General features: G+C 74.6%; 14 protein-coding genes. 8 read left to right on the top strand and 6 right to left on the bottom strand.

The window, feature by feature from the left end; all coding sequences use genetic code 11:
* Positions 1-114 precede the first annotated feature (114 nt).
* From ACWGSR_RS29770 to ACWGSR_RS29785, 4 genes are read left to right on the top strand one after another with little or no spacing between them, the layout of a single operon-like run.
* Positions 115-3045 (top strand): nitrate- and nitrite sensing domain-containing protein, encoded by a 2931-nt coding sequence (locus tag ACWGSR_RS29770; protein ID WP_453570957.1) that lies wholly within the window; start codon positions 115-117, stop codon positions 3043-3045.
* Positions 3042-3479 (top strand): roadblock/LC7 domain-containing protein, encoded by a 438-nt coding sequence (locus ACWGSR_RS29775; protein WP_366378876.1) that lies wholly within the window; start codon positions 3042-3044, stop codon positions 3477-3479. Before ACWGSR_RS29770 ends, ACWGSR_RS29775 begins: the two co-directional genes overlap by 4 nt.
* A gap of 10 nt (positions 3480-3489) precedes the next feature.
* Complete coding sequence (locus ACWGSR_RS29780) at positions 3490-3915, top strand: DUF742 domain-containing protein (RefSeq protein WP_376241720.1); 426 nt, start codon at positions 3490-3492, stop codon at positions 3913-3915.
* On the top strand, positions 3896-4501 hold the full coding sequence (locus ACWGSR_RS29785) for a GTP-binding protein (RefSeq protein ID WP_376241722.1): 606 nt from the start codon (positions 3896-3898) through the stop codon (positions 4499-4501). Before ACWGSR_RS29780 ends, ACWGSR_RS29785 begins: the two co-directional genes overlap by 20 nt.
* Positions 4502-4543: 42 nt before the next feature.
* On the opposite strand, the gene ACWGSR_RS29790 is transcribed toward ACWGSR_RS29785, so the two are convergent.
* Positions 4544-5365 (bottom strand): M15 family metallopeptidase, encoded by an 822-nt coding sequence (locus ACWGSR_RS29790; protein ID WP_453570961.1) that lies wholly within the window; start codon positions 5363-5365, stop codon positions 4544-4546.
* Positions 5366-5438: 73 nt separating this feature from the next.
* Between ACWGSR_RS29790 and ACWGSR_RS29795 the strand changes: the two genes are divergently transcribed.
* On the top strand, positions 5439-5939 hold the full coding sequence (locus tag ACWGSR_RS29795) for an NUDIX domain-containing protein (protein ID WP_453570983.1): 501 nt from the start codon (positions 5439-5441) through the stop codon (positions 5937-5939).
* 112 nt (positions 5940-6051) lie between these two features.
* Here ACWGSR_RS29795 and ACWGSR_RS29800 read toward each other — a convergent pair whose 3' ends face one another.
* Positions 6052-8412 carry a glycoside hydrolase family 31 protein gene (locus ACWGSR_RS29800; protein ID WP_453570964.1) on the bottom strand — a complete coding sequence of 787 codons (2361 nt, stop codon included), beginning with the start codon at positions 8410-8412 and terminating at the stop codon, positions 6052-6054.
* Between the two features lie 214 nt (positions 8413-8626).
* Between ACWGSR_RS29800 and ACWGSR_RS29805 the strand changes: the two genes are divergently transcribed.
* Positions 8627-10597, top strand: coding sequence for an acetoacetate--CoA ligase (locus ACWGSR_RS29805; protein ID WP_376241730.1), 1971 nt, complete (start codon positions 8627-8629; stop codon positions 10595-10597).
* A 90-nt stretch (positions 10598-10687) separates the two neighbouring features.
* Here the strand turns inward: ACWGSR_RS29805 and ACWGSR_RS29810 are convergent, their stop codons facing one another.
* Positions 10688-11782, bottom strand: coding sequence for a CU044_5270 family protein (locus ACWGSR_RS29810; RefSeq protein ID WP_453570968.1), 1095 nt, complete (start codon positions 11780-11782; stop codon positions 10688-10690).
* Positions 11779-12516 carry an RNA polymerase sigma factor gene (locus ACWGSR_RS29815; protein WP_453570970.1) on the bottom strand — a complete coding sequence of 246 codons (738 nt, stop codon included), beginning with the start codon at positions 12514-12516 and terminating at the stop codon, positions 11779-11781. Before ACWGSR_RS29815 ends, ACWGSR_RS29810 begins: the two co-directional genes overlap by 4 nt.
* Positions 12517-12738: 222 nt before the next feature.
* On the opposite strand from ACWGSR_RS29815, the gene ACWGSR_RS29820 reads away from it, so the two are divergent.
* Positions 12739-14346 carry a serine protease gene (locus ACWGSR_RS29820; protein ID WP_453570973.1) on the top strand — a complete coding sequence of 536 codons (1608 nt, stop codon included), beginning with the start codon at positions 12739-12741 and terminating at the stop codon, positions 14344-14346.
* 168 nt (positions 14347-14514) lie between these two features.
* On the top strand, positions 14515-15417 hold the full coding sequence (locus ACWGSR_RS29825; protein WP_453570976.1) for a hypothetical protein: 903 nt from the start codon (positions 14515-14517) through the stop codon (positions 15415-15417).
* 81 nt (positions 15418-15498) lie between these two features.
* Here the strand turns inward: ACWGSR_RS29825 and ptsP are convergent, their stop codons facing one another.
* Positions 15499-17169: a phosphoenolpyruvate--protein phosphotransferase gene (ptsP, locus tag ACWGSR_RS29830; RefSeq protein WP_376241740.1), complete on the bottom strand. Its 1671-nt coding sequence runs from the start codon at positions 17167-17169 to the stop codon at positions 15499-15501.
* 80 nt (positions 17170-17249) lie between these two features.
* Positions 17250-17699 (bottom strand): PTS sugar transporter subunit IIA, encoded by a 450-nt coding sequence (locus ACWGSR_RS29835; RefSeq protein ID WP_376241742.1) that lies wholly within the window; start codon positions 17697-17699, stop codon positions 17250-17252.
* Positions 17700-18109: the final 410 nt, after the last annotated feature.

The following is an 18109-nucleotide window of genomic DNA, read 5'->3' on the forward strand; positions in this document are numbered from 1 at the left end:
GTAGTAGGCTCGCGCCGCCGTTTGTTGAAACTCAAGGTTGACGCCGTGTGTTGACGCCCGACGTCACGAAGTGAAGGACCCTCGCGACGAACGGGGGCCGAGCTGGGGGAGGCCATGCGCTTTCGCGGGAAGTCCATCCGCCGGAAGATCGTGGCGTTGCTGCTCGTACCGCTCGTCTCCCTCACCGGCCTGTGGGGCTTCGCCACCGTCCTCACCGGCCGCGAGGCCGACCAGCTCCTCGACGTCGGCTACATCGTCGACAAGGTCGGCTACCCCCTGGAGGACACCGCCCGGGTCATCCAGCTCGAACGCCGCCAGTCCCTCGTCTACCTCGCCGACCCCCGCGGCTCCGACGCCCTCGTCCGGCTCCAGGAGATCCGCCGGGCCACCGACCGGCAGATCGCCCGCATCCGCGCCAACGCCGCCGAACCCGGCGTCCGCGAGGAGATGCGGCCCGTCACCGCCCAGCGGATCGACAGCCTCCTCGAAGCGCTCGACGGCCTCGAATCGATCCGCCGCTCCGTGGAGAGCCGCGGCATCGGCCGTCTGCAGGCCCTCGACTTCTACAACCGCCTCGTCGACCCCTGCTACAGCTTCCTCATCACCCTCCACGCCCTGGAGAACGTGGAGATGGACAAGCAGGGCCGCGCCCTCGTCGGCATCACCCGCGCCCGCGAACTCCTCTCCCGCGAGGACGCCCTCGTGCTCTCCGCGCTCGTCGCGGACCGCGTCACCGCCCCGGAGATCCGTGCGATATCCGACCTGATCGCCAACCGGAAGCAGTTCTACGAGGTCAACCTCGAACTCCTGCCGGCCGCCGAGCGCGACCGCTTCGAGAAGTTCTGGCGCGGCCCCGAGACCCTGCCGCTGCGCACCGCCGAGAACGCCCTCGTCGAACAGGGCCCCACCGACAACCCGCGCGCCGTCACCGCCGCCCACTGGCAGGACAACGCCAGCCCCGTCCTCGACGTCCTCGCCCGCGAGAACACCGCCGCGGGCGACCGCTACCAGGAACGCGTCCAGCCCGCCGCCTACAGCGTCCTCCTCAAGGTCGGCGTCGCCGGAGTCCTCGGCTTCCTCGCCCTGCTCGCCTCGATCGTCATCTCGGTCCGCATCGGCCGCGTCCTCGTCCGCGACCTGCGCCGCCTCCAGAAGGAGGCCCAGGAGGTCTCCGGAGTGCGCCTGCCCAGCGTCATGCGCAGGCTCGCCGCCGGCGAACACGTCGACATCACCACCGAAGTCCCCCACCTCCGCTACGGGGAGGACGAGGTCGGCCGGGTAGGCCAGGCCCTCAACACCCTCCAGCGCGCCGCCGTCGAGGCCGCCGTCAAGCAGGCGGAGCTGCGCCGCGGCGTCTCCGAGGTCTTCGTCAACCTCGCCCGCCGCAACCAGGTCCTGCTCCACCGCCAGCTCACCCTCCTCGACACCATGGAGCGGCGCACCGAGGACACCGACGAACTGGCCGACCTCTTCCGGCTCGACCACCTCACCACCCGCATGCGCCGGCACGCCGAGGGCCTCGTCATCCTGTCCGGCGCCGCCCCCTCCCGCCAGTGGCGCAAGCCCGTCCAGCTCATGGACGTCGTCCGCGCCGCCGTCGCCGAGGTCGAGGACTACGAGCGCATCGAGGTGCGCCGGCTGCCCCGCCTCGGCGTGGGCGGCCCCGCCGTCGCGGACCTCACCCACCTCATCGCCGAACTCCTCGAGAACGCCACCGTGTTCTCGCCCCCGCACACCGCCGTCCAGGTGCTCGGCGAGCGGGTCGCCAACGGCTTCACCCTGGAGATCCACGACCGCGGCCTCGGCATGAACCCCGACGCCCTCCTCGACGCCAACCTCCGGCTCGCCGAGACCCCCGAGTTCGAGCTCTCGGACACCGACCGCCTCGGCCTCTTCGTGGTCAGCCGCCTCGCCCAGCGCCAGAACGTCCGGGTCTCGCTCCAGACCTCCCCGTACGGGGGGACCACCGCGGTCGTCTTCATCCCGGCCGCGCTGCTCACCGACGCGCCCGAGACGGAGGGCGCCGGCTTCCGCCTGGACCGCAAGGTCTCCGACCGCGCCGACGACGACCCCGCCGCCCTGCCCACCCGCCGCCCGGCGCTCGCCAGGGTCCCCGACGTCGCCAACGCCCCGCTCGACGGCCCCGTCGAGCTGGAGGCCCCGCTCGACGGCGACGACTTCGACGCGCTCCTCGACCGGTCCGCGGACCTCCTCGACGACACCGAGAGCGAGCGCGGCGGCCTCTTCAAGCCCCGGGACCGGCGCCGCGCCGGCCTCGCCCCCGCGGGCGAGCAGCACGACCAGGCCCCGGACCGGGCCGCCGCCGGCCGCGACGCGGAGGACGCCTCCGCCGACGGGGCCGCCCGCCGCCCCGTACCGCTGCCGCGCCGCCACACCCCGACGCTCGTCGTGGACCACGGCCGCCGCCTCGACGGCCCCGACCGCGCCCATCCGGCACCCGGCCGGTCCCACCCGACCCCGGGCCGCCCGGCCACCGGCCCCGGTGGCAACGGCGGTACCGCCCACGAGGACCGCCAGGGCCCCACCCTCGTCCCCGTCCGCCCGCAGGGCTCCGCCCGCCCGGACGGCCCCGCGCGCCCGGAGCCTCTTACCCGCCCGGGAAGCCCCGTACAGCCCCGCCCGGGAAGCCCCGTACAGCCGGAAGGCCCGGCACGACCGCAGGGCACCGGTCGCCCGCAGGGCCCCGGCCGGCCGGAAGGCTCCGGACGCCCGCAGGCCTCCGTGCCGCCCGCGGCCGATCCCGCCCCGCCGGAGGCCCCGGCCCCCGCCCTCTTCGACGGACTGCCCCGCCGCGTCCGCCAGGCCAGCCTCGCGCCCCAGCTCCGCGGGGCCGACAGCCCGGCCCGCCGCGACGAGGGGCCCCGGACCGCGCCCGAAGGCCGGGACTCCTTCGAGCGCGACGCCGAGGAGGTGCGCGCCCGGATGGCCGCCATGCAGCGCGGCTGGCAGCGCGGACGGCGGGACACCACCGACCCTGACGACCCGACAGCACCAGGAACGACACCCGAGGGGGACGGTCGATGACCGCACCGAACGCCGCAGCAACCAGCACGACCTCCGGAAACGGCGAACTGAACTGGCTCCTCGACGAGCTCGTCCAGCGCGTCGGCTCCATCCGGAAGGCCCTGGTGCTCTCCGGCGACGGGCTTCCCACCGGTGCCTCCCAGGACCTGACCCGGGAGGACGGCGAGCACCTGGCCGCCGTCGCCTCCGGCTTCCACAGCCTCGCCAAGGGCGTCGGCCGCCACTTCGAGGCCGGCAAGGTCCGCCAGACGGTCGTCGAACTGGAGGACGCCTTCCTCTTCGTCACGGCCGCCGGCGACGGCAGCTGCCTGGCGGTGCTCGCGGACGCCGACTCCGACGTCGGCCAGGTCGCCTACGAGATGACGCTGATGGTGAAGCGGGTCGGGGCCCACCTCGCGACGGCCCCCCGGACCGGACTGCCCTCGGGAGGGTGAGTGGGACGGCATGAGTGACGAAGCCGAGCGGAACCCGACGGCGGAGGAGCGGACCCCGCGCCCCCACCACTGGTTCGACGACGAGGCCGGACCGGTGGTCCGCCCGTACGCGATGACCCGCGGCCGGACGAGCGCCGCCACCCGCCACCGGCTCGACCTGATCGCGGTGGTCGTTCCCGAGCCCGCCGCCGAAGACCCCGGCCGGGACCAGACGCTCTCCCCGGAACACGTGGAGATCGTCGAACGCTGCTCCGAGCAGCCCCAGTCGATCGCCGAGCTCGCCGCCGGACTCGACCTCCCCGTAGGGGTGGTCAGGGTCCTCGTCGGCGACCTCGTCGAGGACGAACTCGTCCACGTGACCCGCCCCGTTCCGCCGGCCGAGCTGCCGGACGTGAACATCCTCCGCGAGGTGATCAATGGCCTTCGGGCGCTCTAGCCGCACCAAGCCCTTCGTCGAACCGGTGACCCTGAAGATCCTCGTCGCCGGCGGGTTCGGGGTGGGCAAGACGACCCTGGTGGGCGCGGTCAGCGAGATCAGGCCCCTGCGGACCGAGGAGATGCTGAGCGAGGCGGGGCGGCCCGTCGACGACCTGCACGGCGTCGAGACCAAGACGACCACCACGGTCGCCATGGACTTCGGCCGGATCACGCTGCGCGAGGACCTCGTCCTGTACCTGTTCGGCACACCCGGCCAGGACCGCTTCTGGTTCCTCTGGGACGAGCTGGCCCAGGGGGCCCTGGGCGCGATCGTCCTCGCGGACACCCGCCGCCTGGAGGACAGCTTCGCGGCCATCGACTACTTCGAGCGGCGCGGCATCCCGTTCACGGTGGCCGTCAACTGCTTCGAGGGCGCCCAGCGGTTCCCCGCCGAGAGCGTGCGCGGAGCCCTCGACCTCGACCCCGAGGTCGAGCTGGTCATGTGCGACGCCCGGGACCGCGAGTCCGTGAAGAACGTCCTCGTGGCGGTCGTCGAGCACGCCCTCATCCTCGCCGACCGCACCCACGCGGCCGTCACCTCCTGACCCTCCGGCGGAGGGCCCGGCAGGGGCCCTCCACCGGGAGGCTCAGTGCCCCGCCACCGACCTCCGCGCCACCGGGAAGTCGAAGAAGGTGTCGGGGAACGGCTCGGGCCTGAACGTGAAGTGCCACCACTCCTCCGGCAGGTTCACGAACCCCTGCTCGGCGAGCACCCCCTTGAGCAGCTGCCGGTTGGCCCGCTGCACGCCCGTGATCCGGGGGTCGTCGGTGTGCGAGCGCGTGTCGAAGCAGTCGTAGCCCGTCCCCATGTCCACGGAGCTGTCGGGGAACCGCTCCGCCTTCGGCGCGTAGCACTCCACCAGCCTCTCGCCCGGCCGGTACGGGCGCGTGGGCCGCGCGGGCAGCCGCACGATCGTCAGGTCCACGGTCGAGCCCCGGCTGTGCCCGGACTTCTCCGCGATGTAACCGTCCGCGAACAGCCGGGACTTGTCGACGAGCGGATAGAACTCCTTCTTCATCCGCTCGTCCTCCAGGTCCTTCGCCCACCGCACGAAGTGGTCGACGGCCCGCTGCGGCCGGTAGCAGTCGTACACCTTCAGCGTGTATCCCCGGGCGAGCAGCCGCACCTGCGCCCGGTGCAGCGCCTCCGCCGCCTGCCGGGTCAGGACGCACAGCGGCTGCCGGTAGCCGTCCACCCGCTCGCCGGTGAAGTTGTGCGCCGTCGTGTAGCGCATCTCCTGGACGATCGTCCGGTCCACGGAGTCGAGGGCCACGAACTCCCGGGGCGCCCGGGGCTCCGGCGCGGCCGACGCCGGGGGAGGGGCCGCGAGGACGGAGCCGGTGAGGGCGAGCAGCCCGGCGGCGGCCGTGACGGTGAGGGTACGGAGAGCGGAGACGAGTCCTGTCATGGGCACCGTCTACCAGTTCCGGCAGCGCCGGGAAAGGGCGATCGCATACGGTCGTGGCGTGACCGACTCGACCGTGCAGGACTCCCACTGCTCCTTCTGCGGCGCCGCGCACTCCGCCGGCGCGGGCTGGCCCCGCACCTGCCCGGGCTGCGGCCGCACCGCCTACCGCAATCCGCTGCCCGTCGCCGTCGCCCTCCTGCCCGTCACGGACGCGGACGGCACGGGGCTCGTCGTCATCACCCGCACCATCGAGCCCCGGCGGGGCGGGATCGCGCTCCCCGGCGGCTTCATCGACCACGGCGAGGACTGGCGCGCCGCCGTCGTCCGCGAACTGCGCGAGGAGACCGGCATCGAGGCCGCCGCCGAGGAGGTCCGCCTCGCCGACGCGCTGAGCTCCCCGGCCGGGCACCTCCTCGTCTTCGGCCTCCTCCCGCCCCGCCCGGCCTCCTCCCTGCCCGCCTCGGTCCCGACCGACGAGACCAGCGGCCACCACCTGCTCCGGGCCCCGGGGGACCTGGCCTTCCCGCTCCACACCGAGGCGGTGCGGAAGTGGTTCGCGGGGGAGTACGGCTGAGGGGGCGGGGAGCGCTCGGTCCCGCACCGGGGCGGTCCCTCCTCAGAGCCCCCGCACCCGTAGCAGCGGTCCCGCCTCGGAGTCCCGCATCCATAAACGCGGCGGTCCCTCCTCAGAGCCCCCTGACCCGCACCGGCAGCCCCGCCTCCGCCGTCCCGTCGTCCGTCAACCGCTCCACCACCACCCGCCCGTCCACCAGGCGCGACTGGTACCGCTCGATCTCGGCCGGCTCCCAGCCGTCCCCCGTGTCCCGTACGACGAGCCCCCCGCCCGTCCGCCCGGCGGCGGGCGCCCACACCTCCAGGACCGGACCGCCCTCCTCGCCCCGCACCGGGAGCACCGCGCCCGCCCGGGCCAGGACCGGCACCCGTGACGGCGGCGCGTCGAGCAGCACCTGCCCGGGCCCCTCGTACGCCCGCCCCGTCGCCGTGTCGTACCAGCGTCCGCGCGGCAGCCGCACCGCCCGCCGGTCGGTGCCGGGCGTCAGGACCGGGGCCACGAGCAGCGAGTCACCGAGCAGGAACGCGTCCTCGCAGTCCCGCAGCGCCCGGTCCTCCGGCGTCCCCCACCACACCGGCCGGACGTACGGCGCGCCCGTCATCCGGGCGAGCCGCGCCAGGGTCGTGAAGTACGGCCGCAGCCGCTCCCGTTCGGCCAGCGCCACGCGCGCGTACTCCGCGATGTCGGGCCCGAACTCCCACGGCTCGTGCGGCCCGGGGCCGGTCCCCGCGCGCGTACGGAACAGCGGGAGCCACGCCGACAGCTGGTACCGGCGCAGGAACAGCTCCGGCGACACCCCGTCGGACGCCCCGCCGCCGGAGCCCGTCACGTCCGGTCCCGAGTACGGCACCCCGCACAGCCCGAGGCCCAGGACCAGGGAGAGCGAGGCCCGCAGCCCCGGCCACCCCTCCGACACCCCGTCGGCCCAGTTGCCCCCGTACCGCTGCGTCCCCGCCCAGCCGGAGCGCGACAGGAGGAAGGGCCGCTCGTCGGGCCGCAGCCGGCGCAGCCCCTCGTACCCGGAGCGGGCCATCTCCAGGCCGTACACGTTGTGCGCCTCCCGGTGGTCGCCGCCCCGGCCGTCCAGCGCGTACCGGGCCGAGCGCGGCAGCGCCGGACCGCCGAACGGGACGGAGGGGACCGGCCCGTCCAGCTCGTGCGCCACCCCGGAGAAGCCCTGCCGGAGCCGCTCCCCGTACAGCCCGCCCCACCACTTCCGCACCGCCGGATCGGTGAAGTCCGGACGGACGCACCCGGCCGTCCCGCGGACCTCGTCGCCCCGGGCGTCCCGGACGAAGCCGTCCACCGCGCGCCCGCCGTCGTACACCGGGTCCCCGGGCTCCGCCCGCACCGCCGGGTCCACGGCCGCCACCAGCCGCACGCCCTCCTCCCGCAGCTCCTCCGCGAGCGCGGGCAGGTCGGGGAACCCCTCCCGGTCCACCGTGAACGCCCGCCGCCCGTCCCGGTGGCCGGCGCCCAGGTGGACGGCGGACAGCGGAAGGCCGTGCTTCCGGTGCGCCTCCACCGCCCTCCGCACCTCCGCCGCTCCGCCGGAGCCCTCGCGCGCGTGCTGCGGGCCGAGCGCCCAGGACGGCGGGAGCGCGGGCGCGCCCGTGAGCGCCGCCCAGCCGTGCAGCACGCGCGCGGGGGTGCCGACCACCACCCAGCAGCGCAGCGGACCGCCCTCCATGCGGACCTCGCCGGTCCCCGGCCGGTCGTGCCCGGACCCGGCGCCCTCCTCGCCCTCGGACAGGGTGATCCGGCCGTCCCAGGAGTTGTCGTGGAACACCAGGTGCGTACCGGCGTCCGAGACGACGAACTGCACGGGCATCGTGAGGTGCGGCGGCCCGCCCCCGGGGCCGGGACGCCCCGGGGGAGCCGCGTTCCACAGCCGGTACGAGCCGTCCCGCGGCCGCGCCCCGCCCGACCGCCCGCCGAGCCCGAAGAACCGCGCGTCGGCCGGCACCTCGCTCCGCTGCACCCAGCGCGCCGCCCCGGACGGCCCCGCGTCCACCGGCTCCCACCAGCGCGGCGGCAGGTCCCGCCGGAGCATCAGCCCGCCCGGCGTCCGGACCTCCACCGCCCCGTGCCGGGAGACCGCCACCGTCACCCGTTCCGACACGATCCGCCAGCCGCCGTCCGTGTCCGGCTCCAGGGCCGCCCGGGGGTCCGGCTCGGGGGCCTCACCGGCCAGCGCGTACGAGGGCAGCGGCCCGGCCCCGTCCCACCCCCAGAACACCGTGCCGCCCGCCGACACGCACAGCCGCAGCGAGGACCGCGCGAACCGGATCGTCCCCCCGCCCGGCGCGGACTCCGCCGCCTCCGCGAGCCCCGGCACCCGGGCCCGCTCCGCGCCCCTCGGCGGCGTCCCCCACGCGTCCGTACGGTGCCGCCGCCACGCCGACCGCACCGTCCGCAAGCCCTCCACCGAACCGAACACCATCATCGAACGCAGCAGTTCACGACCGTCCATGCGGCTCACCCTGCCACCCGCGAAAGGCGCCACGAGCCGCGTTCAACTGCCGTTCACCCGTGGTGGGAGCACATATTCAACTACCGGACCATGGGCGGGCGGCCCTGGTGCGAAAGACGATCACATGGCATCGTCCTGTCAGCCGCGTCGCGCGCACACCCCAGCACGTGCGCGGGACACACGCAGACCCCGCGTACAGCCAGGGAGCCGCCCCATGACATCAGCGCAGACCGAGCCGCTCTGGCAGCCGGACGAGGAACGCATCGCCACGGCCGCCGTCACCCGTTTCCAGTCCTGGGCGGCCGAGCACCACGGGGCCCCGGCCGAGGGCGGGTACCCGGCCCTCCACCGCTGGTCGGTCGAGGAGCTCGAAGCGTTCTGGCGGGCGGTCGCCGAGTGGTTCGACATCCGCTTCTCCACCCCGTACGAGCGCGTCCTCGGCGACCGCTCGATGCCCGGCGCCGAGTGGTTCCCCGGGGCCACCCTCAACTACGCCGAGCACGCCCTGCGCGCCGCCGACGAGCGCCCCCACGACACGGCCCTGCTCCATGTGGACGAGACACATGAGCCCGCGCCGACGACCTGGGCCGAGCTCCGCCGCCAGGTCGGCTCCCTCGCCGCCGAGCTGCGCGCCCTCGGCGTGCGCCCCGGCGACCGGATCAGCGGCTACCTGCCCAACGTCCCGCAGTCCGTCGTGGCCCTCCTCGCCACCGCCGCCGTCGGCGGCGTGTGGACCTCCTGCGCCCCGGACTTCGGCGCCCGCAGCGTCCTCGACCGCTTCCAGCAGGTCGAGCCCGTCGTCCTCTTCACCGTCGACGGCTACCGCTACGGCGGCAAGGAGCACGACCGCCGCGACACCGTGGCCGAACTGCGCGCCGAGCTCCCGACCCTCCGCGCCGTCGTCCACATCCCCCTCCTCGGCACCCCGGCCCCCGAGGGCACCCTCGCCTGGGACGACCTGGTCGCCGCCGACACCGCGCCGGTCTACGAGCAGGTCCCCTTCTCCCACCCGCTGTGGGTCCTCTACTCCTCCGGCACCACCGGCCTGCCGAAGGCGATCGTCCAGTCCCAGGGCGGCATCCTCGTCGAGCACGTCAAGCAGCTCGGCCTGCACTGCGACCTCGGCCCCGACGACGTGTTCTTCTGGTACACCTCCACCGGCTGGATGATGTGGAACTTCCTCGTCTCCGGCCTGCTCACCGGCACGACGATCGTCCTGTACGACGGAAGCCCGGGCTACCCCGACACGGCCGCCCAGTGGCGCGTCGCCGAGCGCACCCGCGCCACCCTGTACGGCACCTCCGCCGCCTACGTGATGGCCTGCGCCAAGGCGGACGTGCACCCCGGCCGGGACTTCGACCTCTCGGCCGTGCGGTGCGTCGCCACCACCGGCTCCCCGCTGCCCCCCGACGGCTTCCGCTGGCTCCACGACGAGGTCCGCGAGAACCTCTGGATCGCCTCCGTCAGCGGCGGCACGGACGTCTGCTCCTGCTTCGCCGGCGCCGTCCCCACCCTCCCCGTCCACATCGGCGAGCTCCAGGCCGCGGGCCTCGGCACCGACCTCCAGGCCTGGGACCCCTCCGGCAAGCCCCTCGTCGACGAGGTCGGCGAACTCGTCGTCACCAACCCCATGCCGTCCATGCCGATCCACTTCTGGAACGACCCCGACGGCAGCCGCTACCGCGACAGCTACTTCGAGATGTTCCCGGGCGCGTGGCGCCACGGCGACTGGATCACGATCACCGACCACGGCTCGGTCGTCATCCACGGCCGCTCCGACTCCACCCTCAACCGCCAGGGCGTCCGTATGGGGAGCGCCGATATCTACGAGGCCGTCGAACGCCTCCCGGAGATCCGCGAGTCCCTCGTCATCGGCCTGGAGGAGCCGGACGGCGGCTACTGGATGCCCCTCTTCGTCCACCTCGTGGAGGGCGCCACCCTGGACGAGGAGCTGATCGCCCGCATCAAGCGGACCATCCGCTCGGAGCTCTCCCCGCGCCACGTCCCCGACGAGATCATCGAGGTCCCGGGCGTCCCGCACACCCTCACCGGCAAGCGCATCGAGGTCCCGGTCAAGCGCCTCCTCCAGGGCACCCCGCTCGCCAAGGCCGTCAACGCCGGCTCGGTCGACGACCTCGGCCTCCTCCACTTCTACGAGACCCTGGCGGCCAACCGCCGCGCCTAGACCCACGAACGCCCGGGGCCCCGATCCACCCGGATCGGGGCCCCGAGTGTTCCCCTAGGGCCTGTCCGACCCTGATCCGCCGGACAGGACCTAGCCCTTCGGCAGCTCGCCGGGTGCGGCGGCGGCCCCCTTCACGAGCACCGCCGACACCCCGAGGACGGTGCCCGCCCGCCCGGCCGGCGTGGTCTCGGAGAGGACGGTCCGCTCCCCGAGGAACGCCGACGTCGTGCGGTCGAAGATCCACTGCGTCTGCTCGCCGTGGGCGGTGCGGGCCACGGCGACGCCCTCGCGTCCGGCCGCGTCGGTCGCGGACGGCAGCACGGCCACGCCGGGGATCAGGGCCGCGGCCCGGTACAGCGCGGCGGTGACCTCCGGGGGAGCCCAGGTCTCGGCCAGCAGCGTCCCGATCGCGGTGAGCGCCCGCTGGTCGGCGTCGCCCCCGGGCCCTCCGGTCTCCCCCGACCCCCGCGTCTGCTCGCGGACCAGCCGCAGCAGCGCCTCCGGATCCGTGGGAAGCGCCGCCACGTACGCGTGCGTCGGGTTCGTGACGGACGGCGCCTCCGCCCCGAGGGTGGTCTTCCGGGGGACGGCCCCGGGGCGGTCCAGCTCGTACACGGGAGCCGACGACCCGAGCGGAGTGTCGGCGGAACCCGCCTCGCGCAGCAGACCGGGACGGCTGCCGTCGGCCGAGAGCCACACCTCGCGCGCGCGTGCGGACGGCAGCACGGCGGGGCCGCCGGCCGCGTCGCGCCCCGCGTGTGCGACGAGGCTCTTCACGTAGACGTACTCCCCGGGCCGCACCTTCGGCGCGGGCGCGGCGGCCGCGGCGAGCGCCGCGCGGGACAGGAACCGCACGGCGTCGGACGAGGCCGGCGGCCCGGCCGAGACCCGGCCCGGCGGCCCGGACGGTCCCTCCCCGGGCGCGAGCACGACGACACCGGCGAGGACCGCGCAGGCGGCCACGGGCACGGCGAGCAGACGGAGCGGAAACCTCCGGCGCGACCGGACGGCCGGACCGTCGTCCCCGGCGGCCAGGGCGGTTCGCAGGACGGCGTGCCGCAGGTCGAGGATCCGCTCCGGCTCCGGTTCGGGCACCGGCGGCGGGGGCAGCAGCTCGGCGAGCTCGGCCCGCAGGAGCGCGTCCGCGTCAGCGCCGCGCGGCGGGCGGGGGGTGAAGGCGTTCATGCCTGCTTCTCCGGATTCGATCGGGACGGGAGGGGACCTGCCGCCGGTACGCACGGTGGTACGGACCGACGCTCGGGTGCGGGTGCGGGCGTGTGCGCGGGCATGTGCGTGGCTGTGGGCGTGGGCCCGCGCCCACCGACCGCGTCGGCGCGCCCGCCCGCCCGCACGGCCACGGCGGCGGACCGCTCCCGCCGCCGCGCCGCCCTCAGCTCGGCGTCCGCGAGCTTCCGCAGCCGTTCACGGGCCCGGGACAGCCGGGAGCGGACGGTCCCGACCGGGACGCCGAGCGCCTCACCGGCCGCGGCGTAGTCCAGACCGGCCCACACCACGAGCGTGAAGACCTCGCGCTCGCGCCGCCGGAGCCCGCCGAGCGCGACACGGGCGGCCCGTACCTGCTCCCCGTCCGTCATCCGGGCGAGGACGTCGTCGGCGAAGTCCGGCAGGACGCCGCGCTCGGGGAGCCGGGCGAGGGCCGCGTCCCGCCGCCGGGCCTCGCGGGCGGCGCCGCGCATGATGTTGGTCGCGATGCCGAGCAGCCACGGACGCAGGCTCCCGCCGTCCGCGTGCACCTTCCCGCGACAGCGCCAGGCCTCCAGGAAGGCGGCGGAGACGACGTCCTCCGCGGCCGCCCGGTCCCCGCACACCCGGAACGCGTAGTGGTACAGCACGCGTGCGTGCTCGTCGTACGCCTCCCCGAGCGCCGAGGGGTCCCCGGCACGGAAACGATCTCTCATAGGTGATTCCACAACTGGCACTGGACGGCGGTTCGTCCGGGTTCCCGTGACCTGGGCCACACCCCTCCCACCGCTGTGGCCCAGGTCACGGGAACGCCCCCGCCGCCGCGAGCAGTGCTGAGCATGAACGATTCCCCGGCACTCGGCCGCACGACGACTTCCGCTCCTATGACGACCTCCGGCCGCACGACAACACCCGGCCGCACGACAACACCCGGCCACATGAGGACTTCCGCCCGCATCACGCTCCCCGCCCGTACGGCGATGTCCCGCCGCACGGCCCTCCGCGCCCTCGCCCTCGCCGGAGTCCTCTCCGGCATGACGCTCTCCGCGCCGCCCCCGGCCGCCGTGGCGGCGGCCCGCGCCCCCGAGACGTACACCCTGACGATCCGTCACCTCGACCGCGAGGGCGCCGCCACCGACGCGTACCGGACCCACGTCACCGGCATCTCGGGCCCCGGCGCCTCCGAGGAGGTCACGCCCCACGACGACTCCGGCACGGTCACCGTCCGCCTCCCCAGGGGCCGCTACCTGCTCGACTCCACCGTGGCCGGGCGCGAGGAGGGCTCCGGAACCGACTGGATCGTCCAGCCCCGCCTGGACCTGGACCGCGACACCACGGTCACCGTCGACGCCCGCACGACCGCCCCGGTGGACGTCCGCCCCCGGGACGCGAAGGCCCGCTTCCTCAGCAGCCTCGGCTTCGTCGAGGTCACCCACGGCGGCACGACCCGCTCCGCGAACATCCTGGCCGCCCCCGGCCTGCGGATCGCCCACCTCGGCCCCGACGCCGAGCCCGGCTCGGTCAAGGAGTGGTTCGACACGTACTGGGCCGGTGAGACCACCGACTACGCCCTCGGCTACACCTTCACCTCCTCACGCGCCCTGACCGGTCTCGTCCGCCGCCCGGCCCCCTCCTCCCTCGCCACCGTCAAGGTCCGCCGCGCGGCCCCGAAGGGCGAGACCGGGACCGCGTTCGTCTCCGTCCAGCCCGGCGCGGGCCCCACCGTCGGCATCTCCCAGCCCCTCCGGCCGCGCGGCACCGCGACCGTGCTCGTCACCCCCGAGCGGGGCCGGTGGAACGTCGAGTACGAAGGTCCCGCCGCCCCCGGGACGAAGCCCAACCGGTACGCCGTGAACGGGTTCGCGGTGCGCGCGGGCGCCACCACCACCCACACCTTCGACAACCCCGTCTTCGGCCCCGCCCTCGACACCGCGCCCGGCGCCCGCCCGGCCGGCGTCCGCGACGGCGCCACCCTCTCCCTCGACGTCCCGCTGCTCGCCGACGGCGAGGGCCACGCGCCGAGCGCGCCGCGCTTCCGGGCCGCCACCACCACGCTCCACCGGGACGGGGTCCTGATCGGCACCCGCCGGGGCGAGCCCGGCCGGGGCACGTTCACCACCACCCCGGGAGCGGCCTCGTACCGGCTGACCGCCACCGCGACCCGCGGCGACGGCACGTCGTCGGGCGGACGCGTCACCGCGGCCTGGACCTTCACCTCGGCCGCGACCGCCCGCCCGGCCGCGCTCCCCCTCAGCACCGTCCGCTTCGCCCCGGCCCTCGGCCTCGACGGCACCGCCCCGGCGGACGCCCGGGTCCGCGTGCCGGTCACCGTCCAGGGCGCGGCGGCCGGTTCCGGCGTCCGTTCCCTGACCGTCTCGGTGTCGACCGACGACGGCACCACCTGGACCCGCGTCCCCGTCACCGACGGCCGGGCCGCCTTCCGCAACCCCGCCGCCGGACGGTCCGTCTCGCTCCGTGCCGAACTCACCGACACGAAGGGCAACACCCTCACCCAGACCCTGACGGACGCCTACCGCACCCGCTGAACGACCCGACCGTTCCGGAACGCGCCGGGGAGGCACCCCTCCCCGGCGCGTTCCGCCGTCGACCCCCGCACCACGCCCGCCCGTCGTTCGGCACCCTCCCGAACCGTCACTGTCAGTGGCGAAGGTTACGGTGAGTGAGCACTGATCGGACCGTCACCAGGGGGAGACATGACACGGACCGGAACCACCCCGACGAACCTCGGCCGCGCACTGCGCCGCGAAGTCCCCAGCACCGTCGGACTCCTCGCCGACGAGCAGGACTTTGCGGCCATGCGCCGCTACCGCACGTTCCTCTTCGACGACCACACCACCTACCTGCGCCAGATCGAGACCCTCCTCAAGACCCTCGCCCGACAGGGCGGCCACACCACCGTCGCCCTCTTCGACCCCGAGGAGTACGCGGCCTGGTGCGCCGAGACCGCCACCGACCCCGACCTGCCCGCGAGCCGCAGCCGCTTCACCGCCCACCTCGCCGTCACCGGAGCCCGCGTCACCTACACCGGGCAGCCCCTCGCCGCCCTCCTGCCCGAACTCGTCGACACCGCCGTCCGCCAGGCCACCTGGGAGTACGCCACCACCGTCCTCGCCACCGCAGGCGACTGCGCGAGCTGCGGCAAAGACATCGGCAAGGCCGCCTACGAGCGGGCCGCCCGCCTGCTCGCCCGCCTCCTCGAAGCCGCCGGCCCCGGCACCCACCACCTCGTCTGCAGCGTCTCCGCCGCCGACGACCAACTCCTCGCCGTCCTCCACGCCGACGGCACCGCACCGCCCGAGGACCCCGACGGCGCCGGATCCGCCCCCGAGTTCACCGCCGTCCTTGCCGCCGGCATCGCCCTCTCCGCCCCCGGCGGACTCGTCCTGCGCACCACCGCCCCCGACACCCCCGACCGCCTCCACGGCTGGCGCCTCACCGACGGCGCCCTGACCCCGCTCACCGAGGCCGAGGTCTTCTCCGCCTACTGCACCGACGCCCGCACGGGAGAACCCCTCTCCCCGGAACCCGGCGTCGAGTACCGCGCCGGCTTCCCCCTCGCCCCCGGCCCCGACGACGACTGGACCACCCACCACTGACCACCGGCCCCGCACACGACGAAGGGGCTCCCCGCCACCTCCGTGACGGAAAGCCCCTTCGCCGCAGCCCATCTCAGGGGATCACTCCCCGGACAGCACCGCCTGCGCGGCCAGCCGCGCCTCGTGCGCGGTGTCCGCGGCCCGCGCCGCGGCCGCGGCCCGCTCGCACTGCGCCAGCGTGTACTTGGCCAGCGTCGCCCGCACGTACGGAATCGACGCCGCGCCCATGGAGAGGGAGGTGACGCCCAGACCGGTCAGCACACACGCGAGCAGCGGATCCGAGGCTGCCTCGCCGCAGACGCCACAGCTCTTGCCCTCGGCCTTGGCCGCCTCGGCGGACAGCGCCACCAGGTCGAGCAGCGCCGGCTGCCACGGGTCCTGGAGCCGGGACACCGCACCGACCTGACGGTCGGCCGCGAAGGTGTACTGCGCCAGGTCGTTGGTGCCCAGCGACAGGAACTCGACCTCCTGGAGGATCGAGCGCGCCCGCAGCGCGGCCGAGGGGATCTCGACCATCGCACCGAACTTCGCCCGCAGCCCCGCCTCGCGGCAGGCGTCGGCGAACGCCTTCGCGTCCGTACGGTCGGCCACCATCGGCGCCATGACCTCGAGGTACACCGGCAGGCCCTCGGCCGCCTTCGCGAGCGCGGACAGCTGCGTCCGCAGCACCTCCGGGTGGTCGAGCAGCGACCGCAGCCCCCGCACGCCCAGCGCCGGGTTCGGCTCGTCCGCCGGCGTCAGGAAGTCCAGCGGCTTGTCGGCGCCCGCGTCGAGGACCCGCACGACGACGCGCCCCTCGGGGAACGCCTCCAGGACCTGGCGGTAGGCCTCGACCTGCTTCTCCTCGGACGGCGCCTTCTTGCTGTCGTCCAGGAAGAGGAACTCCGTACGGAACAGGCCGACGCCCTCCGCACCGGCCTCCACCGCCGCCGGCACGTCCGCCGGACCGCCGACGTTGACCAGCAGCGGCACCTTGTGCCCGTCCGAGGTCGCGCCCGGACCGGTGGACGTGGCCAGCGCGGCCCTGCGCTCGGCGGCGGCCTTCGTCAGCTCCGCCTTCTTGTCCTCGCTCGGGTCCACGAAGAGCTCACCGGTGGAACCGTCGACCGCGATGAGCGTGCCCTCGGCCAGCTCGCCCGCACCCGGCAGCGCCACGATGGCCGGCACGCCCAGGGCCCGCGCGAGGATCGCGCTGTGGCTGGTCGGCCCGCCCTCCTCGGTCACGAACCCGAGCACGAGCGTCGGGTCGAGCAGCGCCGTGTCGGCGGGCGCCAGGTCCCGAGCGATCAGCACGTACGGCTCGTCGCTGTCCGGCACGCCCGGCATCGGCACGCCGAGCAGCCGCGCGACGATCCGGTTCCGCACGTCGTCCAGGTCCGCGACCCGGCCCGCCATGTACTCGCCGGCCCCGGCGAGCAGCTCGCGGTAGTGCGAGAAGGCGTCGTAGATACCGCGCTCGGCCGTGCTGCCGACCGCGATCCGGCGGTCCACGTCGGCGATGAGCTCCGGGTCCTGGGCGATCATCGCCTGGGCCTCCAGCACCGCCTGGGCCTCGCCGCCGGCCAGATTGCCCCGGGCGATCAGATCCGCGGCCACGGCCTCCACGGCCTGACGGGCACGCCCCTGTTCGCGCTCCGCCTCCTCGGCCGGAATCGACTTGGCCGGCGGCTCCAGAACCGCAGTGCCCATGTGCCGGACCTCGCCGATCGCCACTCCGTGGCTGACGCCGACGCCTCGCAGCGTTGTCTCCATCTCACCCGTCTCCGATTGAGCGACGGCCCCGGCCGTCGCGTTGAATGTCGAACTCGCGGTCGTCACAGCGGACGAACCGGCTAGTTCCAGCCGAAGAGGTGGTCGCCGGCCTTCACGTCGCCGTCCTCGGCGACGTCGGAGAGCGAGTCCGCGGTGGCCTCCAGGGCCACGACGGGACAGATGGGGGACTTGCCGGCGGCCTCGACCGCGGCGGGGTTCCAGCGCACGACGGCCTGTCCGCGCGTCACGGTGTCACCCTTGCTCGCGAGCAGCTCGAAGCCCTCTCCGTTGAGCTGGACGGTGTCGATGCCGAGGTGCGTCAGCACGCCGTGTCCTTCGGAGTCGACGACGACGAAGGCGTGCGGGTGCATGGAGACGATGACCCCGTCGACGGGGGAGACGGCCTCGGAGGGCTCACGTACGGGATCGATGGCGGTACCGGGGCCGACCATCGCACCGGAGAAGACCGGGTCGGGAACTGCGGCGAGACCGATGGCACGGCCGGCGAGCGGCGAGGTCACGGTTGTCATGGGAAGCCTCCCAGGGGCGGAGATTGTGTGGCGCCGTCACTACCTGTCCTGGACGGCGAGCTGTTCAGAAGCGTATGTCATGGGAAGTCCCGGTTCCGCCCGAGACGTACCAGTTGGACGGAGCTAGGGACCACCGGCGACGGTTTGCGTCTACTGACGGTGGGATGTACTGTCGTACTCCTGCCTGACCCCAACGCGGCCTTGAGTCGCGGGTCGGCAGCACCTATCAAGCCAGATCCTAACCCCAGTGGTCTACACCTCTGCGTGCTCGCAGCGGGACGTGGTCAGGGGGACCGAGAAAGCCTGGTAATGTTTGAACCGCCGGAAGGGCCCGGAGCGAAAGCGAATGGGACCGGAAAGCACCGGGGAAATCGGATCGGAAAGATCTGATAGAGTCGGAAACGCAAGAC

This window comes from Streptomyces sp. NPDC055632, from assembly GCF_053618675.1.